The sequence below is a fragment of the Lederbergia ruris genome, assembly GCF_018332955.1.
GTDB lineage: Bacteria > Bacillota > Bacilli > Bacillales > Bacillaceae_C > Lederbergia > Lederbergia ruris.
In genome coordinates this window covers 46,850-73,428 of the sequence record NZ_BORB01000007.1, presented here as the reverse complement: position 1 = coordinate 73,428, position 26,579 = coordinate 46,850, and the positions used below count along the sequence as shown (strand labels likewise).

Below are 26,579 nucleotides of genomic sequence, written 5' to 3'. Positions count from 1 at the left end.
TGTCAATCTATATCTATAAAACTCAAACGATACTCTTGTCCGCTTTGTGTTTCAAATTCTAAGAGATCATTTTCCCAATTTGCGGGAACTTTTTGGCCAGTACACTCTATTGAGGGGATATGAGCAGTTCGAAGTTTACAGACCCCATTATGCGTCGCTTTGATGAACACATTTATCAATTTTCCGTTTTCCCAAAATATATCAATCTCATAACCACCACGAGCGCGTAAGCCTTTTACATTTCCGGTAGCCCAAGCCTTCGGAAGCGCAGGCAGGAGCACAATCTCGCCTGCGTGAGACTGCAATAACATCTCCGCTATCCCTGCTGTAGCACCAAAATTACCATCAATTTGGAAAGGTGGGTGCGCATCAAATAGATTCGGGTAAATCGAAGTTGTCAGCAGTTGACGAATATTTTGATACGCCTTTTCGCCTTCACGTAACCTTGCCCAAAAATTGATGATCCAAGCACGACTCCACCCAGTATGACCGCCTCCATTCGCAAGTCTCCTTTCCAATGTTCGTGTGGCAGCTTTAGCCAATTTAGGAGTATGAACAGGATGAATTTGCTCCCCAGGATGTAAAGCAAATAATTGAGAGATATGACGATGTCCGGGATTAACCTCCTTATAATCCTCGATCCACTCCATAATTTGACCATGTTGCCCCACTTGTATTTTTGGTAAGCGGGCCACCGTCTTCTCAATTTCTATCATAAAATCAGATTCTTGCTCTAAAATTTGCCCAACTTCTAGGAGAGCGGTGAATAAGAAGTGAAGGATTTGACTATCCATAGCTGGCCCCATACAAACGGTTCCCTTCGTCCCGTCCGGAAGTTTAAACGTATTTTCTGGAGAAATCGATGGCCCTGTCACTAGTTGACCATTCTCATTTTCTACAAGATAGTCCAAGAAAAACTCAGCCGCTTCTTTCATAACAGGATAGGCATGATCGCGAAGGAAGCTTTCCTCTCTTCCAAATCGATAATGTTCCCAAAGATGCAATGAAAGCCATGCCCCACCCATCGGCCAAACTGAGGCAGAAAGGGGGATTCCTTCTATATGCGTTTCCCCCCATAGATTCGTATTATGATGGGCAACAAATCCTTTGCATCCATACAACTCCTTCGCTGTCACCCTTCCTTTTTCTCTTATTCGTTCAATTAAATCAAACAGAGGCTCGTGACATTCCTTAAGATTGCACACTTCCGCCAGCCAATAGTTCATCTGGGTATTGATATTGATCGTATATTTTGATTCCCATGGAGGGGTGAATTGATCGTTCCAGATTCCCTGTAAATTTGCGGGCAAACTACCCGGTCTTGAACTTGAAATGAGTAAATAGCGACCGTATTGAAAAAAGAGAGACTCTAGTGCTACATCCTCTTCCCCTTCTTGATAACGTTTGATACGAAGATCCGTAGGAAGGTGAAGTACGTTTTTCTTTGTATCACTTGAAAATTCCAAGTGAACACGATCTATTTTTTCGTGATATTCTGTTATATGAGCCTCTTTTAATTCGGGATAAGTTTTTAAGGAGGCGGTTTCAATTTGTTCTAGACAAACCTGTTCAGGATCTTGATAACGGAAAGTGGTGGCTGTGCTAAGGAAAAGGGTTACGGCATCTGCCTTTTCAATCGAGATCGAATCCCCGATCGTTTTGACCTCGCCACCTTCGTTTACTGCCTTGATGGCCGTACAAAATTCCACACCATCCCGTCCACACTCCCCATGCATCAAAAGAGTATTAGAAGTTATCGCTCTACTTCCAATGTCAAACGGACGCCTCATCATATTCGCACTAAAATTCAATGCTCCCGGCCTATCACTTGATAAGTGTATGATCACGGTTTCATCCACGGCACTGCTAAAATATTCTCTCGTAAAGCGAACCTCTCCTATACGATATTGAACCGATGTAATAGCTGTCTCTAAATCTAAGATTCTTCTATAATCCTCCACAGACTCCTCTTCATAAAGAAACCATAAATATAAATCACCTAGTGGCTGATACGGATGTAAATATCTTGGCTGAGAAAACAGCGCCATTCTAGCTAAATGCTCTGCCTCTCGTTGTTTTCCCGAAAATAGCAATTGCCTGATTTCAGGTAAATATTTTTTGGCATCTGGATTATTGGCGTTTTGCGGACCTCCATACCAAATAGAATCTTCATTTAATTGAATCCTCTCTTGATGGATTCCACCGAAAACCATTCCTCCCAAACGGCCATTTCCGATGGGGAGGGCTTCTGTCCATTTTTGGGCGGGTTGATTATACCAAAGTTTTTGCATTGTTACCCTCATTTCAAATTTACTCTGTAGCTTTGCGTTCCTCAGTGGCCTCCCGAATGAAAGTATTCGTATCTTCTTTACCGGAGAGAAATTCAGCAAAGCGATCGCGAAAATATTCCCTTATACACTCAACCATATGTTTATTTTTGATACTTCCGATAATTTTCCCAAAAAGCTTTTCCAGTTGGGTGCCGTTCCTCATTCCATTCATCTCTAAACTTTTGCATTTGCTCTCGTAATTGGGGGATGATCTCTTCATATCCTTCCACATCATATAAATTATTCATCTCTGCCGGGTCTTCATGTAGGTCAAATAACTGCGTATAAATTGTGCTATCTACAATATATTCTATTAATTTATAGCGTTTATCTTTTGTTGCACGCACTTTATCTGCATAAGAGAAATATAGATTGTCACGTAAACAGACCGTTTGATCATTTAGTACAGGTAGCATACTAATCCCTTCTACAGAAGTGGGAATCTCTATACCAATTAAATCACAAAGGGTTGGGAATATATCAAAGTGGTAGACATAGCTATCCCTCAGTTCATTTTCTGGTATGCCTGGTCCTGATAAAATTAGGGGGACCCTTACGCTATGATCATAATTATTTTGTTTGCCCAGTAATCCATGTTGCCCTAGTGCCAGTCCATGATCTGCTAGAAACACAACAATGGTATTTTCATATAGTCCTTTTTGCTTTAGTTTGGTGATGATTTGTCCGATTTGATCATCATGATGGGTGATCATTGCATAATATTGAGCAATATGTGTTCTTACATCTTCTTCTTTTCTTGGATGGGAAAGTAAAACCTCATCTCTAATATTATTGACACCGAAGTCAAACGGATGTTCTCCAACGAAATTGATCGGCAAGTCAATCTTATCCGGGTCGTACATATCCATAAACTTCCTAGGTGCATTTCTTGGATCATGTGGAGACATAAATGCTAGATTCATAAAGAAAGGTGTTTTCCCTTGATAACAATCTAACCAGTCAATCGCTGTTTCAGCAAATAGATCTGTTGAATGTTTTCCCGGATAAATTCGATCACAGTGCATCCGGGTTACGGAATCCTGTAACATTGGATTCGTAATAAAGCTTTTTATATTATCATATTGAACCGTCTGATCATAATCTGAAACAGGAACATTCCAATGATCCCACATTCCACCGAAGAAGATATTTTCTCCATCTGAAAAACTTCTATTAAATGTTTCCGTTCCATTATGCCATTTGCCTGTTGCAAATGTAGTATAACCTTCTTGTTGAAGAGCCTCCCCTAATAAAGTATGATCATCTGGAATAGTAGCTCCATCGCTCGACCAATTAAAATGGTTTTTCCCAGTATGAATCATCGCCCTACTTGGCATACATACTGCACCTGTTGTTCCACCGGGAATATGTGCTTGAATAAACGAGGTCCCTGTTTTAGCTAATTCGTCTAAATTAGGCGTTATGATTTCTTTATTTCCCAAGGCATTTATAGTTCCATACCTTTGATCATCAACAGTTATCAAAATAATATTTGGTCTATTCATTTCAAATTCATAATCTCCTTTTCCATCACAACTCAACGAAGCTATGCTGACAAACTTGCCGATCAGCATAACTTCATTTATTGGGCCTTACTGCCGTTCGATGCGGGATGCAAGTATGAGTCCCTATTGAATCAAGTAAGACACACGATTAATCTTTTAAAAATAGCTCTACAACAGGAACAGCTGTATCCGGCTTCTGAATAGGTAATTCCAATGTAACCGTTCCTGATATCACTCTAGTTGAGGTATGGGTGAGCACTTCATTTGGATCATGTTCTTTACATTGAACCTCTGATGCATCATGCAGTAATTGAGCATATGCTATTTTCCCAGCTAAGCCTTCTATATGGATATGCTTAAACGGCCATGAAAAAATATGCAGATATAAACGATTGCCTTTTTGTGTATAACGACAATCAACAGGAGCGGTAAATTCACTCGCATTTGCCCCATAGATGGAGCGCGAATTCACTCGCATCCACTCCCCTATTTCATTCAAGGTGCCAATGGATCTCTGTTCAAATTCTCCACGCCCATTGGGCCCTACATTCAGTAAAAGGTTTCCGCCTTTTGAAACGCTGTCAATTAGCATTTTAATCAGCATTTCTGGTGACTTCCAATCCAAATTATCGCGATCATATCCCCAGCTGCCATTGAGCGTTTGGCAAGCTTCCCATATGATCGGCTCCCCATCCTCTACTAGTGCCTCGTTTGGTTGATATTGTTCCGGTGTTTTCACCCCACGTCCTAAATCAAGTCGATCATTAAGGATAATATCTGGCTGCAACTCGAAAATCATTTTTTCTAATTCCTCCGATTTCCAATCATCCGCTCCTTTCCCCTTAGACCAGCCCCAATCGGCATTCGGATAAGAAAAATCAAACCAAAGATAATCAATTTTTCCATAATTGGTTAATAATTCTCGTACTTGGCCATGTAAAAATTCAACGTAATTTTCCATTTTACGATTAGAAGCTTCTTGTTTAAAATCATCATCATCACGCTGTGGATGCAATCCATCAATTGGAAACTCCGGATGATGCCAATCAATGAGAGAATGATAGAAACCTACTTTTAATCCCTCTTCCCTGAAAGCATTCACCATCTCTAATAATAAATCGCGCTTGGCTAGTGTATTTGTCACCTTATAGTTTGTTAGTTTAGAATCCCAAAGAGCAAACCCTTCGTGATGCTTCGTTGTAATCACAAAATATTTCATGCCCGCATTTTTAGCCACACGTGCCCATTTTTTCGGATCAAATAAATCAGGATCAAAGAATTTGAAATATTTATTGTACGTATCCGGATGGATTTTTTCTCGATTCATTACCCATTCATGACGGGCAGCATTTGAATATAATCCCCAATGAATAAACAATCCGAAACGAGCATGAATGAACCATTCTGGATTTCCATAATGAGTCGGCCAATTGGTATTTTGACCTGTCACACTTTTGTATTGCATTATCTCTTCTCCTCCCCTAATGCTTATTTGTATTTTTCATCAAACGCTTCTTGATAAATTTCGATGTACCGATCCAAATTCATTCCTTCTAGTGTGGCAAGGTATTGATCCCAGCCTTTGTCAATATCATCATCCCCAGAAATAAAACGAGCATTTGATTCATCAACAAAGTTTTGGATCGTTGCCTCAATCTCTGCTAATTCAGCTGATTGTTCTTCATTAAAATAAAGTGGTGGAACGATCATATCCTCATCAGGCTTATAGGGTTCATATTTTTCCTTCGTTTCTTTATAAAGAAGTGCTTCAAGGGGCTGGTCATCTGTTGTCATTTCACTTAATCTAAATTCGTTTGTTCTAATAACAGGACCTTGCTGAGCCCAATGAGTATTCTGGACTTCTCCATAGGAGGCTAAACGTACCCACTTTGCCGGCTTACCATTGATCCCTACTTCTCCTTCTTCGGCCCAACGCCAATCTTTATCTTTTTCACCAATTACTGCTCTCAAGGTTACCTCTTCTTGATAAAACCCTTCCGCCCATCGCAAAGCCACCTCAGGGTACTTCGCCTGATTAGTAATAATAAAGGAAGCCCTACCTGGTACAGGTGGTTGATACCAAGAAACCCTATTCCCATCTGGCCCTTTCAATGGTGGAACAGCCACATAATCTAACCACTTACCACTGTTGCCACCACTAGTCATGAAATCACCTTGCCAATATCCCATGGCCATACCTAAAATAGTTTCTTTCGAATTCCCTAAACGTTTTAATTGATCTTGATCTTGGGTTAACGACTCTTTTGCCATTAAACCTTCATCATATAACTGGTGTATATATTTTAGTCCTTCTTTCCACTCAGGCTTTGTATAAGGCACTTGAATTTTTCCATTTTCTACATACATTACATTATAAATAAATGGATCCATTAAATAACTTGGAAAAGGCCAGAGATCTTTATTTCCAGCAATGGGTATTTCATCTTGTTTGCCATTTCCATTTGGATCTTGTTCTTTGAAAGCTTTGAGAACTTGATAGAATTCTTCTGTTGTTTCTGGCATCTCTAGTCCAAGCTCATCTAACCATGGTTGATAGATCCATAGTTTTTGTGCCAATGTACAGTGGTAACATTCATTAATATAAGGCATTGAATAGATATTCCCATCAGGTGCCGTAATCGACTCTAAAATATCTGGTCTTCCATCTAAGAAACTTTTCACATCTGTTCCATAATCCTGAATCAAGTCATTTAGCGGCAAAAACATTCCTTGACTTCCATAAATCATTAATTGTGAAAGGGTAACTGGACTGTTCATAATGACATCTGGCAAGTCACCACTGGATAAGACTAAATTTAGTTTTTCTTCTGCATTTTGACTGGGAATTACTTCCCATTCGATGTGAACATTAGTTTTTTCTTCATACCATTTTGTAAATTTGTTTGTTTTATAATCTTCTACCAGAGCATGAGAAGGTACTAATACCCTCATTGTTACTTTTTCTTTCGTGATAGGGAATGTCCCAGGCTCCGTTAGTTCAATGTCTTTTGCATCATTGGCTTTACCACCTGTTTTCTCCTCATTATTGCAAGCCGCTAAAAGTACAAGAAAAATCAATACAACAAAGAATAAACAAGATAATTTTGCCTTTTCCAATAAAATCCCCCCTTAATATCACTTAAATGATCGATCAGAACTTATAAACAGCGTCCTCCCCCTTTCAAAACCTGCAAAGGTGCCAATCAAGGAAGGCTATTCCTTTAATGAGCCAATCATCACACCTTTAACAAAATGTTTTTGAACAAACGGATAAATGACAAGGACTGGAATAGAGGCCACAACGATTAGTGAGTATTTTAAAAGTTCCCGCAAACCCGAAATCGCAGCCTGTGATTCTACATCTGTAAACATTTCAGGATCCACTTCATTTTGCACGAGAATATTGTTTAAAACTAATTGCAAAGGAAAATAATCTTGATCTCGCAAATAAATTAATGCGTTGAAAAAGGCATTCCAGTGACCAACAGCATAAAACAATCCCATCACCGCAATAATTGGCCCTGATAATGGAAGCACAATTCTTGCTAAAAATCTAAAATCACTGCAACCATCCATTTTAGCTGCCTCATGGAGCTCATCTGGGATCGTCATTTTAAAGTATGTTCTCGTTATAATCACATTAAATACAGACATTGCATTTGGAATGATCATTGCCCACCGGGTATTCAGCATTCCTAATTCTTTAACAAGCAAATAATTGGGAATTAATCCCCCACTGAAAAGCATGGTGAATAAAAATAAAAGCATAAAGAAATTACGACCATAAAAATCCTTTCTTGATAAAGGATAAGCTGCCAATATGGTTAAGGAAATATTAATAAGTGTACCGACAATCATATAAAATAAAGAGTTTCCATATCCCGTCCAAATTTGTTTATAAGCAAAAACAGCTTTATAGCCTTCGAGACTAAAATCAACCGGCCATAGCCATACCTCACCCGCTGTTACTGCATCTGAAGAACTAAAGGATGAACTCACAATATAGATCAGTGGGTAAAGAAATACAATGAGAAGAATGCTTAAAATCACATGATTTATTATCGAGAAAATTTTATCAACCCTTGTATCATTGACCCCATTCACATTCACTATGATCACTTCTTTCCCTTTGATTCATCACCATAGACTTTCTTGTCCTATTTTTTTTGAAAATCTGTTGACAGAATAGATTAAAATAAGACCAATAATCGATTTAAATAATCCGATCGCAGCTGCGTAGGAATAATTGGGAACAGCCGAAACAAGTCCCACTTTATATACATACGTATCAATAATTTCAGAGCTTCTTAAATTCAGAGGGTTCTGCAATAATAATGCTTTTTCAAAGCCGATATTCAAGATATTTCCCATATCAAGGATCAGTAAAATAATTGTTATTGGTAATATACCGGGAATATCTATATGCCATATTCTTTGTAATTTCGAGGCTCCATCGATAATGGCTGCTTCATGGAGGGCTGGACTGACACTTGAGAGGGCAGCTAAATAGATAATGCAGCCAAAACCAACACTTTGCCATATCCCTGACCAAACATAGATTGATTTAAAATATCCTGCATTTCCCATAAAATGAATCGGTTCCATTCCCATTAAGGTAAGTAAACTATTAATCGGCCCTTGTGGTTCAAGGAAAACAAGGATAATTCCAACCATTACAACAACTGAAATGAAATGAGGGGCGTAAGAAATCATCTGCACGGTCTTTTTGAAGTGTTTTTTGTTCACATAATTTAAACTCAATGCAAGCAATATGGGAAAAGGAAAACCAGCGATTAATTGGTAAAAACTTAAAATAAGCGTATTTTTAATGACCCGCCAAAATTCATGAGATTTAAAAAAACGTTCAAAATGATCAAAACCAACCCAATTGCTTCCCAAAATGCCCTGAACAGGATTAAAATTTTTAAAAGCGATGGTCGCACCATACATGGGAATATAATGAAAGACAATAATATAGAGAAGTGGAAGAAAAAATAAAACATATAGTTGCCAGCTATTCTTCATTTTCTGTATGGGTGATGTCTTTTTCATTTTTTTTAGGGCAATACCGCCCCTTGATTTTTCCGCAAGTACCGTATTTCTCATGTAAACCCCTCCTTCAAAATAAAAATATAATCACATCTCGTCGAATAATAAGGAATATTACGTATATTGGTATCGTTTACATTATATTACAAAAGATAATCGGGTGATGGTTTATCATCCCGACAATCTTTTCAGCCAGTTTCATATTCTGTTCATTTTTTACTCTTTATAAAGTTAGTTACACTTAAAGAGAATTATTTTCTTGTACACCACTTTAATTAATATATACAATTACCTACATTCGAATGGGTTATGTTACCGGTAAATTTAATATAACACCGCAAAAAATAAAAGTCAATCGTTTTTTGAATTATCTAGATAATAAAAACCAACAACTACTAAGCAAATCTCTAGTAGTGGGACTATAAAAATAATACTTCTTTTGTCGCTATTGTAGCTTCTTTTTTACCTTTGGAAACAGCTAAAACAAGCCACACTTTCGCCGACTTGTTTTAACTGTAACTTTTATTATTAATTTCGATTCATCTCTTCTTCTACCTTCGTCTGATAAGTCTCTTCCATCCGCCTTAACACCGTCGCAGGATCCTCACCTGATTCGATAAATTCCACTGCGATATCACTGTAAAAGTCGTTCGGGTTAATTTGAATAAATGGTCCCCATTTTGAATAAACGGGTGGTTCTGCAGGTGGAACCGATAAAACCCCTTCGATATTAAAGTCGTTATCTGGAAACTGTTCACTTAAAAATTGACTCATGACAGATAAGTCTTTTAAAGGTGAAATTCTCCCTAAGCTCGCATTTTTCGTTTGCTTTTCCGCCGATGTTAAATATTCAATGACTTTAAAAGCTGCCAATTTATTTTCGCTATGCTTGCTAATTGCCAATGTCTGGCCAATAAATTTATACGGTGCGGCATTTGGCTTATCTTTCCAGACTGGGAAACTAACCATACCAAAATCAATCCCTGCTTCTACATAGCTTGATATATTTGTTAAATGATGTAATGTCATCGCTACGTCTTGATTCACGAAAGTAGACTCCATTTCCTGCTCGAAATTTCCAGGAATGGAAACAATTTGGTCAATTAAATCTAAGTATTTCGTAAATTCCTCTTTTTGCGTGAACAAAACTTCACCCGTTTCTGGATCTGTTCCATTAACAGATAATTGACTTAGTGGAAAGGAATAATACCATGATGAACCAAATGTTAGTCCCCGATAGGCTGTTCCTTCCTTTTCCCCAGTTACGTTTCTGGCAAGGTCAATGACCTCGTCCCATGTCATATTATCCACTGGGTAATCGACACCAAATTTATCAAAAATCGATTTGTTGTAATACAAAACAGGTACAAGATCTTCAAACGGAATGCCGTAAAGCTTATTTTCCCCATAAGGATCCCGGGCACGAGCAATATCAATAAGACCTTCTCTAAATCGGTCTAAATCATACTGATTCTGTTCAACAAGATCATCCAAAGGATAAGCGACATCAAATTCTTTCAAGACCTCATAGCCATTATGAGCCAACACAATATCCGGATTCATATTTTTCGAAAAAGCTTCCTCAAGCCCGGCAGCATCTACTGTTAGACCAACAAGCTCCAATGTAATATTCGGGAAATGTTTTTCCACATCATCCTTAATATAGTTTGCAAACATTTCGTCATCCCATGGAAGCATAAAAGATAACGTTATAGGCTCATCCGGCATTTCCGGAACTTCGGCTTGATCATTCTGTGTTTCATCCTCTTTTTGAGTCGTTTCTTTTATCTTGTTATTACAAGCAGACATCACGACCAATGAAATTAATAAAATAAAAAGCATGACAAACTTCTTCTGAACCATCATTGATACCCCCCATTTAAAGAATGTTTTAATCATTCCCTTTTCATATCAAGATGTTTTTCTAGAAGCCTATCGCTCTACGATTTGAAGCGGGAAGTCTTGAGCTTCCTTTACTTTTTATCCATTTATTTTTTGCCAACAGGCACTAGTTTGATAGATCGCAATTTGACTGCTTCTGCTTGCCAAATTTCTGTTCCAAATGACTTTTCTTGAATCTTGTTACAAGTCAACGTTAAAGAGTTATTTCCGCTATCGTAAAGATGAACACGGCCAAGAATAGAGTGAACTTCACTATAGGGATATTGACATGCTGGCGAATCTTTTATCAGCTGATCTTCTTGCGGAATTGTCTTAAGCTCCTGGCCAGCGATGTGTACCTTCACCTCCTCATGATAATGATCCTCCCAAACAGTATTTATTTTTTTGAAATTCACTAATACTACATCAAAAGCACCAGGTTGTGTGATTTTAAAATCCCATTTCGCCGTTTTCTCATTCTTTTCTACAGCGGTCTCTGCATGTACTAAATCCAGATTGACGGAACCAGACACTTGTTGCATAAATTGGTCATCTACTTGGGCATTTCCCTCTAATTCAAGTACAATAATAGAAATATATTGGTCTGGGGCATCCTTTGGCAAATCAATCCCAAGAACATGATGGTCAATCGATTCTGTATAGGATTGCGTGATCGGTAAGTTTCTTCTTTCTGAATCCGCTAATAAATAGGCTTTGACTACTTTGTTTTTTAAGCCAAACAACTTGAGCTGATCTGACCATTTTTCATTATTGACATGGAGATACATCCTACTTGGCTTGATTGTGACAGCTCCCCACTCCAATTCATATGGAAAAGGACTGGCATTTGTGCCATATATCGCTTCTCCATTTCGCTCGATCCATTCTCCAGCTTGTTCTAAAACTTCCACTGATTTTTCCGGAATAATCCCTTCAGCCGTTGGACCAACATTTAATAATAGATTCCCTCCTTTACTGACGATATTGACCATTTTGCGGATAATCGATTCAGGTGTTTTCCAAACTTGATCTCTATCACTATAGCCCCATGATTGATTTAAAGTCATGGGTGTTTCCCATGGACCAGAATCTTCCCCGTACATCGGAATTTCATTATCGCCCTTCGATTGATAGTCACCTATATTAGGCCAATGACTGACTCTACTATTGATTAAACAATTAGGCTGAAAGCTTCGGACAAATTCCACTAATTCTTTGCTATCTTTTTTGGATAAACCACCCGCCGTATCAAACCATAGTAAGCCAATATCTCCATACTGGGTTAATAATTCTTGAATTTGCGGCTTAGCAAGATTGTGCCAATAATTGTAAAATGCTTTTTCCTCAAGATTATAATCCCATGTGTTGTTATAATATTCGTGCACAGAATGAGGATGATGCCAGTCAATTACATGAGAATAATAGAAACATAGTTTAATCCCTTGCTTTTGACATTCCTCGGCCAACTCCTTCATTGGGTCACGTCCAAATGGGGTAGCATCCACAATATTGAATTTCTCTACTTTTGAATGATACATCGCAAAACCATCATGGTGTTTTGCTGTGATGACGATATATTTCATCCCGGCCCTTTTCGCCACACCAACCCATTCCTTTGCATTGAATTCCTTTGGATTAAACTGTGTAGCGAACTGTTCATATTCTTTCACTGGGATTTTCGAGGCAGCCATCACCCATTCGCCTTTTGCTAATGTCGCATATAGCCCCCAATGAATGAACATTCCAAATTTTGCTTCTTGCCACCATTTTATCCGTTCTGTTGCTTTGGTTTGCTCTTCTACTAACATTCTCAATCCTCCAATTCTATTTATTCATCGCCTCTTTAATCGTAATTTCTGATTCTTCCTTCAGTATCCGTAGAAATTCGTTTGTGTCCATATTTCCTTCTGCTAATTTTTCTAAGCTTCCGGCAAGATCCACATAATCATCCCACTTGCTAATTTGTTCAGGTGGCATCGCTCCCTCGTAACTCCAGAAAGCTTTCATATTCTTTCCCTCATAGATCGGATAGTTTTCATGCTCTTCACTAAATTCACTATTCGGATTTTTTAATGGATCCAAACTATCTACTCTAGAAATAGCCCACATGACTTGGAAGCCGGCATCTTGATTCTCACTATATTTATTGAGTACATATGGATGCGCCCATTTACGAGGACCCACCCCTCCCTCTTCCCATACTGGAATTGGGGCGACATCGATCATTTTCGCTTCCTCCGGCTCCCCTCCTAATCCCCATCTAAAATATCCTGGCCACGAGATTGCCATTGCTGCAGTTTTTTCCCCGAATTTATCCGTTTCCCTTGCCTCTTTAGCAGGATCATACAGCCCTGGAATACTATAAATCTGCTTCATATAATCCAAATATTGTTTCGCTTCAGGAGATTCATCCAAGATCACTTCCCCCGTTTCCGGATCCGTCCAATTCATTTCGAATTCTTTTAACGGAACCGTCGCTTCAAATGATGTCAGACCTTCCCCCATTTCCAATCCGCGATACTGAACACCATTTCTTTCACCAGTCATTTTCGCAGCAAGGTCACGAACTTCTGCCCATGTCATTGGTTTCTCCGGATCTGGATAGGACACCCCGAATAAATCAAAGATATCCTTATTAAAAAATAAACCCAGCGTGTCCACAAATGTCGGCATACCGATTAAGCGACCTTCCCCATCTGGATCCATTGCACGGTATGAGGCAATCACACTTTGATCAAATGCCTCTAAATCGACATCATATTTTTGTACAAACTCATCAACTGGTTCCAGCATGTCCAACTCAACAAGCGGCTCAATCCCCCAATTGGCAAAAATAATATCCGGAACGATCCCCTTCGCATTCATTTCTTGAAGTGGCTCCAATTGGGCCTCCTCACATACACATTCCAGTGTAATGTTTTTCGGAATTTCATCTTTGTATGGTTTTACGATCTGTTCTTCAAATGCATCTTCCCTCCATGGGTACAATACTTTTACAGTGGTTGGCTCTCCCTCTTCATCCCAAACCTCTGTAATGATTTCTTCTTTTTCCTCCTTTTCTTTTTGTTGCTTTCCCGATTCGGTCGCACCACTGCAAGCAGAAAGTATCATACCTAGGCTAAAAATACACAATACAAAAAACTGTAATTTCTCTTCATCACTTGTCCCCCTTGATTTTTATGAAACACCTACAAGATTTTGACGAATGAAATCTCATAGACTAAGGTGAATCAGGTTTGAATTGATGTGGAAAAGAGGGATTTACCCTCTTTTCTTTAGTTCTCTTCCTTCAAAAATATCTCAACAACTGGAATCACGCTTTCAGGTTTTTGAATAGGTAAATCCAACGTTACGGACCCAGGCGTAATTCTCGTTGTCATATGCGTCACTTCTTCATTTGGATCATGTTCTTTATATTGAACCTCTGAGGCATCATGCAACAATTGCGCATATTCAATTTTTCCAGCTAGGCCCTCTAAATGGATATGTCTAAATGGCCAGGAAAAAATATGCAGATATAAACGGTTGCCTTTTTGCGTATAACGACAATCAACAGGAGCGGTGAATTCACTCGCATTTGCCCCATAGATGGAGCGCGAATTCACTCGCATCCACTCCCCTATTTCATTCAAAGTGTCAATGGATCTCTGTTCAAATTCTCCACGCCCATTGGGGCCTACATTCAGTAAAAGGTTTCCGCCTTTTGAAACACTATCAATCAGCATTTTTATCAGCATTTCTGGTGACTTCCAATCCAAATTATCGCGATCATATCCCCAGCTACCATTAAGTGTTTGGCAAGCTTCCCATATGATCGGCTCCCCATCCTCTACTAGTGCCTCGTTTGGTTGATATTGTTCCGGTGTTTTCACCCCACGTCCTAAATCAAGTCGATCATTAAGGATAATATCCGGCTGTAACTCGAAAATCATTTTTTCTAATTCCTCCGATTTCCAATCATCCGCTCCTTTCCCCTTAGACCAGCCCCAATCGGCATTCGGATAAGAAAAATCAAACCAAAGATAATCAATTTTTCCATAATTGGTTAATAATTCTCGTACTTGGCCATGTAAAAATTCAACGTAATTTTCCATTTTACGATTAGAAGCTTCTTGTTTAAAATCATCATCATCACGCTGTGGATGCAATCCATCAATTGGAAACTCCGGATGATGCCAATCAATGAGAGAATGATAGAAACCTACTTTTAATCCCTCTTCCCTGAAAGCATTCACCATCTCTAATAATAAATCGCGCTTGGCTAGTGTATTTGTCACCTTATAGTTTGTTAGTTTAGAATCCCAAAGAGCAAACCCTTCGTGATGCTTCGTTGTAATCACAAAATATTTCATGCCAGCATTTTTAGCCACACGAGCCCATTTTTTCGGATCATATAAATCAGGGTCGAAAAATTTAAAATACTTATTATACGTATCTGGGTGAATTTTTTCTCGGTTCATGACCCATTCGTGACGGGCGGCATTAGAATATAATCCCCAGTGGATAAATAATCCAAAACGGTCATGGATGAACCATTCTGGGTTCCCGTAATGGGCTGGCCAATTCTTCTGATTAGAAGCAGAAATATTCCGTGTATTCATAATATGATCTCCCTCACATTCTTTTAATCTAATCTTACTATTTGTTCATAACGCTTTTTAAACGAACCATTGTTTTATACGTATAGTTTACTAAAGGCGATTCGTGTAGAGGAAAGGACAATCTTGAACGTTGTCCAATAACATCACGCCATCCCTTAGCCTTGATCTTACATTCTAGTCACCTCCCTCTATTAGTACCGCGTACATTTTAGAAAGGTACAATTCGAAATATATGATCGGTATTCCGATTGTACAACGATATTCATGTGCTGTTCATGTCATCATTACCAATTACATATTCATACGAATACCCAATCATCGACACAATGGTCCCATTGTGTAATTAAGTTAACTTAAATACATCAACAATAGGGGTTTCATCATCATTTTGCTTATTATAAGGTATTTCTACGGTTAATCCCTCATTTGACGCATCAAAAGAAATATTTTCTTCTCCGCCGACTATCTCAATTTTTTGAACTTTTTCTTTGAAAGGTATTATCATGTACTTTTCTCTTTGTTCATCTGCCTGATAAAGTCTAAAACAATAAACGGCTCCCTCCTTTTTCGTAAAAGCAAATTTTCCTGTGAAATAAGGTGCGCAAATTCTTGTTTTATAAATCGCCTCCCCATATCTATCTAGCCATTTACCTAACGCTTTCATTCGTTCAATGGCTTTTAATGGCAATCTTCCGTCTGGTTGGGGAGAAACATTAAGGGCTAAATTTCCACCTTTTGCCACGACCTCTATTAATATATGAATAATCTCCTGCAACGACTTATAGTGATCTTCATATCGATAACAAAATGATTTACCAATCGTGATACAGCTTTCCCAAGGTACATCTAGCGCGTGTTCTGGTATCGTTTGTTCTGGGGTTAGGTAATTTTCATATTCTCCCCCAATGGTTCGGTCCGCTACAATTAAACCAGGTTCTATTTCGCGTGCTTTCTTTACTACTTGATCTAACTTAATATTCTGTTTTCCCCCATTTACTTGTCCTCCATCCAACCATAGTATATCAATCGGTCCATAATTGGAGACTAAGTCCAGCATTTGTTCATGCGTGAACTCGGTAAACTTTTCCCATAACCACGGAAATTCGTCTGGATCATAGGAAGGGTTACGGTCAGTAAAGCTGCCTCTTTCCATGCCAGGAGCCCAGTAATAAGGTGAATGCCAATCTGGTTTTGAAAAATAGGCTGCAATGCCTAAACCTTTTTCACGAAAAGCATTGAAAACATTTTTCGTAATATCTGCATATTTATGGGTGTGAAACGGACAATCTTTTGCAGTAATACGATAATCCGTTGTTTTTGTATCCCATAGACAAAATCCATCATGATGTTTGGTTGTGAAAATCAAATATTTAAATCCGCCTTCCAAAGCTAAATCAGCCCATACATCCGGTTGAAAACGAATAGGATTGAAGGTTTTATTTAAATCAACATATTGTTGTTTAAACTCCTCATCGTTGTCCGTCCAATCGACCGCTTCTCGTGACCATTCTTTATCATCATCACTGAGGGGCCATGACATTCCTACTCCAAGTTGTGCATTCGGACCCCAATGAATCATGAGAGCTAATTTTTGGTCCATAAACCACTCTAATCTTTCTAATAATAAGGGGTCTTTTGGTTTTACCCAGTGTTTTGCTGTACTGTCTTTATGCACACCCTGTTCAATCATGTCCACCTCTTTATGAATGATTTTAACCATTTTTCACCTCTCCTGCCTTTGATTATTTCGTGACGGTGATCTTGGTTCAAAAAAAGCTTATGATATCGCTTACAAATATATTTTTAATAATATCGGATGACATACATCACCCGATATCCTCCTTAAACCTCTTCCCAAAAACGTCTTAAATTCTCCATCCCAATTTTGGAAGCCTCTCTACATTCTTCCATCCCTTCAAACTCGAGAGTGATATTGCCGTCATATCCGGAATCTTTGATGAGTTTGACAATTTGACGAATATTGACATCGCCTTGCCCGACAATCGAACCTCTTAAATAATTGCCATTCGCTGATGTAAACCATTTACCACCACCTGGATGCTCATAGTACGGGCGGATATAAAAATCTTTAAAATGGACGAGGGAAGCAAACGGTAAATTTTTCTTCACTCCGACAATCGGGTCTTCATCTACACAAAGAAAGTTTCCGACATCAAGAGTGGTTTTGAAATTCGGACGATTGACTTCCAATAGCACCCTTTGCACGCGGTCACTATGTTGTACACATTGTCCATGGTTCTCAATGGTTGTCGTAATCCCGTACTGTGCCGCATAATCCGCAATTTGTCGACTTCCTTCTACCATCAGATGCAAGTTTTTCTCAAACCATTCAATCGTAATTTTCTCTGGTGGTAGGGTAAACGCTGTTACATCGTGTCGCATATGTTTGATGCCCATTCGATGCAGCAGATCAACATGTTCCTTAATTCTAGCTACCTCTTGTTCAAATTCCTCTTCTGTTTCTTGCACAAAATTGGCTGGCATCGAATAGTTGGATAATTCAATGCCCACTTCTTTTGCTTTATCACGCACTGCATCTGCGAGTTCAAGATTATCCACTAATGTAAAACCATATGGAACGATCTCCATATGCTCGCCACCATTATCTGCAATCCATTGGACGACATCTAATACAGTCATTTCTCCTTTATTAATCGCGCCCAACAAACTATATGTACTTAAACCTATCTTCATATTGAACAATCCTTTCAATTCCTTTTATTCGTATAATTCCAGCTCAATCACGGTATCATTGTCATCTGGCAAACGTGCGCCCGACAAAGTAATAAAAGCCCCGGATTCATCGGAATAGCGCTCCGCCATCCATGGTGTGCTGACATGTAACTCTGATCCATCCGCTAGCAATCTCGCTTTTTTTATTCTATCTTTTAGACCTGCGAAGTAAATCGGACCAATCCCTCGATCATAAACGTGGGCATATAATGTATTGCCTTTTTGCGTATAGCGCCCCCATTCTGGCTTTGGCAAATCAGCTGCTTTACATCCATAGATGCTTGCACCGTTTCGATCCATCCACTGCCCAACTTCTGCTAAAATATCAATGGACTCTGTTGGAATGATCCCTTTCGCATCTGGACCAACATTTAAAAGTAAATTCCCATTTTTACTGACACATTCCACAAGTGTGCGAATCACTTGTTTCGCTGATTTATAGTTTTTATCTTTTGCATGATAGCCCCAATGATCATTTAACGTAATGCAAGCTTCCCAAGGAACCTGCTCACCTGCTTCATTTAATATGCCTTGAGGAGGAATGATTTGTTCTGGTGAGTAGAAATCACCAGCGTACACCTCCGGATTAGCTGACATAATGTTGCCACCAAGTCTGTTATCAATGATAATTTCAGGTTGCAATCCCCTAATCATGTTGATTAATTTTGTTGCCTTCCATTTTTCTCCTGTCATATCATCATATGAAAAGTCAAACCACATCACATCGATTTTCCCGTAGTTGGTAAGCAATTCTTTTACTTGCCCATGCATATACTCAAGATAGCGATCAAAATCAACGGTTTTATTTTTAAAATCCTCATGATCTCTCATTGGATGCTGGCGATCACCGTAGGCTGGATAGTCCTCATGGTACCAATCAATGATAGAGTAATAAAATCCTATTTTTAAACCTTCTTCTCGAAAAGCCTCTACATATTCTCGCACTAAATCCCTTTTGGCCGGCGTGTTAGTGGATTTATAATCGGTCAATTGACTATCAAACAAGCAAAATCCATCATGATGCTTCGTTGTTAAAACAGCATATTTCTGCCCTGCTGCCTTTGCCAATTTTGCCCATTCCTTTGGGTTGTAATGCGTAGGATTGAATTCTTCAAAATACGGTTGATATTCTTGGTTACTTATTTTTTCAAAACTGCGCACCCATTCACCTCTAGCTGGAATCGTATACAATCCCCAATGGATAAATAGGCCAAAACGGTCTTCTAAAAACCACTCAGTTCTTTTAGCGCGATCATTCAATTCAGACACCCCATCCCGAAACATTTGATTGTTAGAAAGTGTTTTCAATTGGACTGCAACGTATTTGTTACCGGTAATATTAAGGTAACATCAAGACACATCCCTGTCAATTCGTTTATGGAAAGTTCATTTGATTTATTCGTTTCTTTTTTGCCATAAAACGGATCACCCTACTCCCAACTTTTGCAATAACTATGAAATTACGGCCATCAACTATTTTTTGTCATATGGAGTAAAAAACACTGTTTATGGTGTGAATGCTGTACAGGGCCACTTTGATGTTCACGTCGATCTCTACTCCTACTAAAACTAACCTTTAAGTGACCCGGCAGACATTTGCATGAATGATTTATTGGCGAATACATAAACTATAAGAATAGGCAAAATGGAAATGCACGACCCGGCTAACATTAAATGCATCTGTGCTGCATCTCCGGAAGATCCGTATCTGAGATTAGCGAGGCCAACCGTAAGGGGTTGCAATTCCGGTGTCGTCATCGTAAAAACGAGCGGTAAAATGTATTCATTCCAAGCTTGGCGGAACATAAATAGCCCCGCAACCCCTAATCCCGGTGTAATCAATGGTAGGATAATCCTCCAATAAATCTTAAAATAACCACAACCGTCAATCATGGCGGCTTCATCCAATTCTTTTGGCACTCCCCGGAAAAAACCGAGTAAAAGAAAAAATGTAGTAGCATGTCCGGCAATCAGAATAATAATCACTCCCCAAAGGGACTTGTTAAGACCAAGACTTACCATAATGTCGTACTGCGGTCGTAATACAACTGCACCAATTGAAATAAACATCGTTGCCGCCTGTATAAAGACGAACCATTTTTTTCCCGGGAAAGCTATTCGATCCACTGCGTAAGCAGCTAGTGATGCCACAATTAATGTCCCAATAGTAGACGCGATGCTGATATACACGCTGTTCCAAGTAAAGATCGAAAAATTAGCCTGCTGCCACGCTTCAATATAATTACTTAAATGCCATACTTTAGGGAGCAATGTTTCACCAAGGTTAATTTCCTTGTTAGTTTTGAATGAATTAAGAAAGGCTAATACAATTGGAAAGATAGTGAATATTACCACCGATAACAAAAAACCCCAAAGTACGATAAATCCTATAATTCGGTGAGGGGAAAATGAATATTTAGCTGTAAAAGCATTGGTTTTCTCGGTAGGCGCAATATTTTTTACACGCATCAAGCTACCCCTTTCGCTTTAATAAAGTTTATTCAATCGTTTGGAGACATAAAAATACAATGCTGTTATGATCCCTACAATCACAGCTGTCATAAATCCGACGGCACTACCATATCCAAACTGCTGCTCTACGCCGGAACCGGTAGAAACAGGAAAAAACAGTTTATATACATACAAGAACATGACTTCTGTTTTTCCTATAGGACCGCCTTCAGTCAATACCATGATGCTTTCATAACCTTTCAAGGAAATAATGATTGCATACATAATGACAATTTGAAGAACAGGACCTAACATCGGAATCGTGATGTACCAAAATTTTTGCAACTCATTTGCCCCGTCTAGCGCCGCGCTCTCATACACGTCATTCGGAATATTTTGTAATCCAGCCAGAAATAATAACATATAATTTCCTAATCCACCCCAAACCGCAATTAAAATAACGGTTAACATAGCAAATTTAGGACCTAGCCAGTCTATCGGTTCGGAAATGATGTGAAAATTTGTCAACAACTTATTCAACAACCCATTATAAGAATTAAAAATGATGAAGAAAATCACGGCCATTACGGCTGCACTAATAACGGTAGGCATAAAATAGATAGCTCGAAGCACTTGTCGGCCGCGTATGGCACGGTTTAAAATAACAGCAAGAATAAGTGCCAGTGGTAAGGTAAGGATAAGTTTTCCACCAGCATAAACAAACGTGTTCACAACAGAATCCCAGAAAAGCTTGTCATGGAATAATCGGGTAAAATTTTCGATGCCAATAAATATGGCTTCACCATACCCTTGATAATCGTAAAACATATACCGGATGGCCCAGACAATGGGGTATACAGCGAACACTAGTGTTAGAAACAGACTAGGAAAAATAAACAGATAACCAGTACTATAAAGCTTAAGTTTTTTCATTTAGTTTCCCCCATTGCTCAAAATTGGATAATCTGGTAGGGCTTGAATGCCACCCTACCAATTATTTCTGTTATTAATTATTTTATATTTAAAGGATCAAAATTTGGATCAGGTGAGACGTTAATATTGCCTTTTTCAATTTCCTTCTTCAAGGCATCATTATAGCTTTTTGACAAATCATGGATGATGTCATCTAAATTTCCGCCTTCTAAGATATATTCCCAAAAGGCATCCGCATACTTCCTACCTTCAAGCGATCCATCGACGTTCGGTTTTATTGGCCAAATTGCATCATCTGTTGTCGGTACGAAGCTCTCATAATTATAGACATCCGGTTCCTCCATTTTATCCACAACTGCTTGCAATACTGGCAAGCCAAGACCTGTTTCTGCATATTTAATTAGATTTTCCTCGCTATACATATAGTTAAGAAACTTCCAAGCTGCGTCTTTCTTCTCTTGATCCGATTGACTACTAATAGCTAACCATTGACCACCGTTCATGCCATTTTTCCCTTTGACTTCACCATTAATTGTTGGGACTGGAGCTGCTTTCCAATCGATATCGGTCGGAAACTGATTTTCATAAACACCCATTTCTGCAGAATACGATAGATACATACCAATTTTACCTTCTGCGAACTGGGCGCGTAACGGATCGATATCTAATGATTCGACTCCAGGTAGCATACTTCCGTCATCGTACATTTGTTTAAACGCAGTGATGACTTCTTTATAACCAGCAAAATCATATTCTCCTGTTTTAAAATTAAATCCATCGACTCCATAGCCGCTCCGTTGTAAAATATTACGAACCGAACGTTCCATGGCACTGATAGGATTTTTGAAATTTAGTGCAAAACCATAAATTCCATCCTTCTTGCCAACCTCTGTAATCTTTTTGGCTGCTTCTGCCATTTCCGAAAGCGTTTCAGGAGGATTGTCAATGCCGGCCTGATCAAATAATTCTTGGTTGTACACAAGCCGTATAGTTGTACCATAATTTGGGAGGGTCACGATATTACCATTGTATACGTTTGCATTTTCTCTTAAAGTATCTTTGAAACGCTCTTTCATTTCATCAGACATATAATCATCCAACGGCTCGAAATACCCCTTTTTTGCCATATTAATGAAATCAAACTTTGGATTTAATATATCTGGCGCTTGATTACTACTAAAGGCAAGATCAATGGATTGGACATAGTCTTCGGACATGATTTTCTGTGTAACCTCAATATTGTCTTCATTCGTTTGATTGAATTGCTCAATGAGGCCTTTAATATAATCTGCATCATGACGATCGCCAGACCAATAAGTGATTTCTAACTTCTGCTCATTCGTACCTTCTTCATCTGACTTTTCATCTTTACTATTTCCATTGACATCGTTTCCACATGCTGCAATGGGAATGACAAGCAATAGACTCAGAAGAAAAGCAATTGTTCTTTTCATCATCTTACGATACCCCCAATGATTTATTTCTAGTCACCTTTAGATTAAACGTTTCTTTTCTAATAGGAAATGTTGTAAAACAACGGTCGAGGGATAATATTCAATGATGTTCGTTATTTTCATTCACTATTGGTATGGTTTTTTCCATCTTTTGACGAAATTCAGAAGGTGTCAAACCAGTTGTTTTCTTAAAAACATCGCTAAAATACCTTCTCTCTTTATAACCAACGGCAGATGCAATTTCCTGAACCTGCTTGTTCTGTATGAGCATTTCTTTTGCTTTTTCAATCCGTTCTCTCGTTACATATTTATTAAAACTTACACCTGTCACCTTTTTGAATAGATAAGCAAAATAACTTTCACTTAGGTAAATCATCTTCGCGCAGTGATTGACCGTTAAATCAGCAGACAAATTCTGCTGAATATAGGCAGTGACCCTTTCAATTACCATATATGTGTGTGATTTACTATGCTCTTGCACAAGTGCACAGCTTGTGCTACCTATCTTTTTAAGTAGCGTATATACATTTTGAAGTGACAGGTTTGTTTCGTTTTGTAATTCTTTGAGCATCTCCTCAAGCGGTTTGACTTGTTCGTAAGCTAGTTTTTCGGCTACACTACGAACCATCATGTTGGCAAGACCATATAAAAGAGGAACCAAGTACCTTGGATTTGGTAAAGAATCGGAGTGAGCTAATTCGTCCTGAATCTGCTCTAAGGTTTCTATCATTTTCGCCTTATCTCCTGTTTGCAATGCATATGCCAATTCCTTCGCTCGTTCAGATGGATATCTTGGCATGTGATGTTCAGCAAGTGAGATATCTTCATAACTTATAACAGAATTTCCACCTGTGTAAAAACGGTATTTTAGAGCGGTATATGCCTGTTGGTATGATAATGACAGTTCTACAATTTGCTTCACCGGACAACCAATTCCGAAGGAGGGAGTAAACTTTGTAAAATTCGTTATATTTTTGCGACATTTATCCGCAAGTTCAGAGGACAAATTAGTCGAAAAGACATTGTAAATAATCACATAACGATCCAATGTTTCACGAAAAACTACAAATTTTGTATAATTTGCAATCGTTTCTTCCAAAACATTTTGAATAGCAAAGCGAGCCAGCTCAATTTCACCTACAGGCGAATCTATTTTGTGTTCTGTAAACTCTTCAATCGTAACCAACATAACAACAAAATCCTGTGGTTTTAGCTCTATACCAAAAAAATCCCATCTATTAGAAATGTTAACGTCTTCGTTACCACCACTTTGAACAAGAAGAGAAAGATATTCCTGACGAAGAAGGGGTATACTTTCTTTTTTCCTTTGCTCAAGCTTTTGTAGATGCATCAAATGACTCTTTTCATGTTCGACTGCGTTTTTCGCTTTCAGAACCACTTCCAGTATGTCTTCTAAAGAAAAAGGCTTTGTCACGAAATCGAAAGCCCCAAGACGAACGGCCCGCTGCGCGTACTCAAAGTCATCATAACCACTCATTAAGACAACTTTACATCTTGGCATTAATTTCCTCGTCTCCTCAGCAAGAGATAGTCCATCTAGTTTCGGCATGCGAATATCTGTTAAGATTATATCCGGAGAGAGACTTTTCACTATGCTTAGTCCCTCTTCACCGTTCAGGCACTTGCCAATTACTCGGATCCCATACCGCTCCCACGGAACTTGACTGGCAATTCCATCCACTACACTTTTAATATCATCTATAACCAATAAACGAATCATTTCACCCTTCATCTTTTTTGGCCTCCATCCATGGAATCGATAATTTCACGGTTGTTCCCACCCCTGGAGTACTTTCCAGTTTCATCTCCGCTTTATTCTCGTAATATAACTGAATCCTCTGAAATATGTTGTACAAAGCAAAGCCTTTATAAGCGTCGTTTTCTTGTTCTATATTCCGTTGAACCATTTCTGTATCCATTCCCACCCCATTGTCAGATACAGTAATGCACATCCAATCATTTTTCCTACTAAGACGGATCTCGATAAAACCACCTTCACGTTTGTCCTTAAAACCGTGATTAATTGAATTTTCCACTAGCGGCTGTAGTATCAATTTTAATATTGGTTGGTCTCGAATCGCCGATTCCTCATCAACATCTATCCGATATGTAAATAAGTTTTCGTAACATTTCTGCTGAATGTTTAAATACTGCGTGACATGCGCTATTTCTTTTTCCACAGTAGTAATTTCTTTTCCGCTATTTAATCCCAACCTAAACATACGTGACAGAGCCATTACCATCTCCTGTACGTCTTTTTCTTTATGAAGCGTTGACTTCCAATAGATCGTGTTCAACGTATTGTACAAAAAGTGGGGCACGATTTGGACCTGTAACGCCTTGATTTCTGCCCTGTATTTTTCCTTTTCAGCATTTTTCACATGACGAATAAGCTGACGAATTTGTTCCATCATTTGATTGAATTGCAAGCCAACTTGTGTTACCTCATCATTGCTATCATTCGAGAAACGAACACTTAAATCATTTTGACCAGCACGCTTCATAAGGCTTTGTAGCTGGATAAGCGGCCTCATAAGAACTTTGATAAAGACATTGGAAATGATAATGGCAAGAATGATTGCCCCTAGAGTAACTGCCGTTGTCGTCCATTTAATGGTTCTAGCTTGTTCAAGCAATTTATGTTTTGGCTTCACACTAATGAGCGTCCATTTATGATTGACTTTCGATTTTGCAAAGTTTACCAAGTAATGTTTTCCCTTATGGTCATACTCAAAGGATCTTTCGTCTCCTGTTTTAATATGATCAATAAAGTCAGAGAGGTGGATAAGCTGATTATACTGAAAGGGACTATGTGGGAAAATAGGGTTCCCCTTCTCATTTACAACAGTGACACCGCCTTGTGATTCGTTAATATTGCTGATTACAAAACGATTAAGTTTGTCTGCCTTAATATTTAACACTATGTAGCAATCTTCTATATCTACCCGGTCCCCAATAGCAGGTAATACAAACGATACCACTGAATTCCCCCTGAAAAAAAAGGGATCTTTGTGCCCTTCTATCCAAATAGCATGTTTATTCTTTTGAAGCCGTTTATAGATATTTGTTTCTTTAAATTCTGTACCCGTCCGTGCATCATCAGCTAAATAAAAGTCCCCAATCGGGGTCACAAGCAGAATAGATTCTAATAATTCATCATTCAAAGTTAGCTGTGTGAATACTGTTTGTAATCCAGAGTAGTGAATAGAATAACGAGAATTATCTTTAATAGCCACATCTTTCATTAAATCTTTGTAAGAATCGCTAACAAAAAGTAGCATTAAAGATTTTGGAAATTGCTTCAATTTTTCATCCAAGGCTTGGGATGATTTATTAAGCATTTCTTGGTTCATTTTAAGAGCATTGTCTTGCAACAAATCAGCTGTTATATAGTATGTAATCCACCCCGTAAAAGAAACTGAAATTGTAACGAGAAAAATGAAGGCTAGACGAAGCTTACTTCTAAATGTCAGCTTTTTATAAAAACGATTCAATATCCTAACCTCCTTGACTTGGGGTGATCGTCCTAAAATTTTTCATAACTCTATACTGACACACGATCTAAACTGTTTTCTAAATCTAGCTATATTTACTTACCAT

18 protein-coding genes are annotated in these 26,579 nt (G+C 38.5%); all 18 read right to left on the bottom strand.

Annotation, left to right across the window (positions count from 1 at the left end; genetic code table 11):
* Positions 1 to 2: 2 nt before the first annotated feature.
* Positions 3 to 2,291, bottom strand: coding sequence for a glycoside hydrolase family 95 protein (locus KI363_RS05710; protein ID WP_246516771.1), 2,289 nt, complete (start codon positions 2,289 to 2,291; stop codon positions 3 to 5).
* Positions 2,292 to 2,431: 140 nt separating this feature from the next.
* A complete protein-coding gene (locus KI363_RS05705) occupies positions 2,432 to 3,835 on the bottom strand; it encodes a sulfatase family protein (RefSeq protein ID WP_212965771.1) in 1,404 nt (467 codons plus the stop codon).
* Positions 3,836 to 3,983: 148 nt separating this feature from the next.
* Positions 3,984 to 5,300 carry an alpha-L-fucosidase gene (locus tag KI363_RS05700; protein WP_212965770.1) on the bottom strand — a complete coding sequence of 439 codons (1,317 nt, stop codon included), beginning with the start codon at positions 5,298 to 5,300 and terminating at the stop codon, positions 3,984 to 3,986.
* Positions 5,301 to 5,323: 23 nt separating this feature from the next.
* Positions 5,324 to 6,952, bottom strand: a complete 1,629-nt coding sequence (locus KI363_RS05695) for an ABC transporter substrate-binding protein (RefSeq protein WP_212965769.1) — start codon at positions 6,950 to 6,952, stop codon at positions 5,324 to 5,326.
* A 96-nt stretch (positions 6,953 to 7,048) separates the two neighbouring features.
* Positions 7,049 to 7,939 carry a carbohydrate ABC transporter permease gene (locus tag KI363_RS05690; RefSeq protein ID WP_373306734.1) on the bottom strand — a complete coding sequence of 297 codons (891 nt, stop codon included), beginning with the start codon at positions 7,937 to 7,939 and terminating at the stop codon, positions 7,049 to 7,051.
* Positions 7,940 to 7,972: 33 nt separating this feature from the next.
* Positions 7,973 to 8,941: an ABC transporter permease gene (locus KI363_RS05685; RefSeq protein WP_212965768.1), complete on the bottom strand. Its 969-nt coding sequence runs from the start codon at positions 8,939 to 8,941 to the stop codon at positions 7,973 to 7,975.
* A 471-nt stretch (positions 8,942 to 9,412) separates the two neighbouring features.
* Positions 9,413 to 10,750, bottom strand: coding sequence for an ABC transporter substrate-binding protein (locus tag KI363_RS05680; protein ID WP_212965767.1), 1,338 nt, complete (start codon positions 10,748 to 10,750; stop codon positions 9,413 to 9,415).
* 122 nt (positions 10,751 to 10,872) lie between these two features.
* Positions 10,873 to 12,573, bottom strand: coding sequence for an alpha-L-fucosidase (locus tag KI363_RS05675; RefSeq protein WP_212965766.1), 1,701 nt, complete (start codon positions 12,571 to 12,573; stop codon positions 10,873 to 10,875).
* Positions 12,574 to 12,589: 16 nt separating this feature from the next.
* Positions 12,590 to 13,897, bottom strand: a complete 1,308-nt coding sequence (locus KI363_RS05670; RefSeq protein ID WP_212965765.1) for an ABC transporter substrate-binding protein — start codon at positions 13,895 to 13,897, stop codon at positions 12,590 to 12,592.
* A gap of 143 nt (positions 13,898 to 14,040) precedes the next feature.
* Positions 14,041 to 15,366 (bottom strand): alpha-L-fucosidase, encoded by a 1,326-nt coding sequence (locus tag KI363_RS05665; protein ID WP_212965764.1) that lies wholly within the window; start codon positions 15,364 to 15,366, stop codon positions 14,041 to 14,043.
* A gap of 343 nt (positions 15,367 to 15,709) precedes the next feature.
* A complete protein-coding gene (locus KI363_RS05660; RefSeq protein ID WP_212965763.1) occupies positions 15,710 to 17,086 on the bottom strand; it encodes an alpha-L-fucosidase in 1,377 nt (458 codons plus the stop codon).
* A gap of 122 nt (positions 17,087 to 17,208) precedes the next feature.
* The gene (locus KI363_RS05655; protein WP_212965762.1) at positions 17,209 to 18,081 is read right to left on the bottom strand and encodes a sugar phosphate isomerase/epimerase family protein; all 873 of its coding nucleotides are present in this window, start codon (positions 18,079 to 18,081) and stop codon (positions 17,209 to 17,211) included.
* Positions 18,082 to 18,105: 24 nt separating this feature from the next.
* Positions 18,106 to 19,428, bottom strand: coding sequence for an alpha-L-fucosidase (locus tag KI363_RS05650; RefSeq protein WP_281414077.1), 1,323 nt, complete (start codon positions 19,426 to 19,428; stop codon positions 18,106 to 18,108).
* A 261-nt stretch (positions 19,429 to 19,689) separates the two neighbouring features.
* On the bottom strand, positions 19,690 to 20,589 hold the full coding sequence (locus tag KI363_RS05645; protein ID WP_246516770.1) for a carbohydrate ABC transporter permease: 900 nt from the start codon (positions 20,587 to 20,589) through the stop codon (positions 19,690 to 19,692).
* 18 nt (positions 20,590 to 20,607) lie between these two features.
* Positions 20,608 to 21,504: a carbohydrate ABC transporter permease gene (locus KI363_RS05640; RefSeq protein ID WP_212965761.1), complete on the bottom strand. Its 897-nt coding sequence runs from the start codon at positions 21,502 to 21,504 to the stop codon at positions 20,608 to 20,610.
* 77 nt (positions 21,505 to 21,581) lie between these two features.
* Positions 21,582 to 22,961 (bottom strand): ABC transporter substrate-binding protein, encoded by a 1,380-nt coding sequence (locus KI363_RS05635; RefSeq protein WP_212965760.1) that lies wholly within the window; start codon positions 22,959 to 22,961, stop codon positions 21,582 to 21,584.
* A 97-nt stretch (positions 22,962 to 23,058) separates the two neighbouring features.
* Positions 23,059 to 24,711: a response regulator gene (locus tag KI363_RS05630; RefSeq protein ID WP_212965759.1), complete on the bottom strand. Its 1,653-nt coding sequence runs from the start codon at positions 24,709 to 24,711 to the stop codon at positions 23,059 to 23,061.
* The gene (locus tag KI363_RS05625; RefSeq protein WP_212965758.1) at positions 24,701 to 26,473 is read right to left on the bottom strand and encodes a cache domain-containing sensor histidine kinase; all 1,773 of its coding nucleotides are present in this window, start codon (positions 26,471 to 26,473) and stop codon (positions 24,701 to 24,703) included. Before KI363_RS05625 ends, KI363_RS05630 begins: the two co-directional genes overlap by 11 nt.
* Positions 26,474 to 26,579 lie beyond the last annotated feature (106 nt).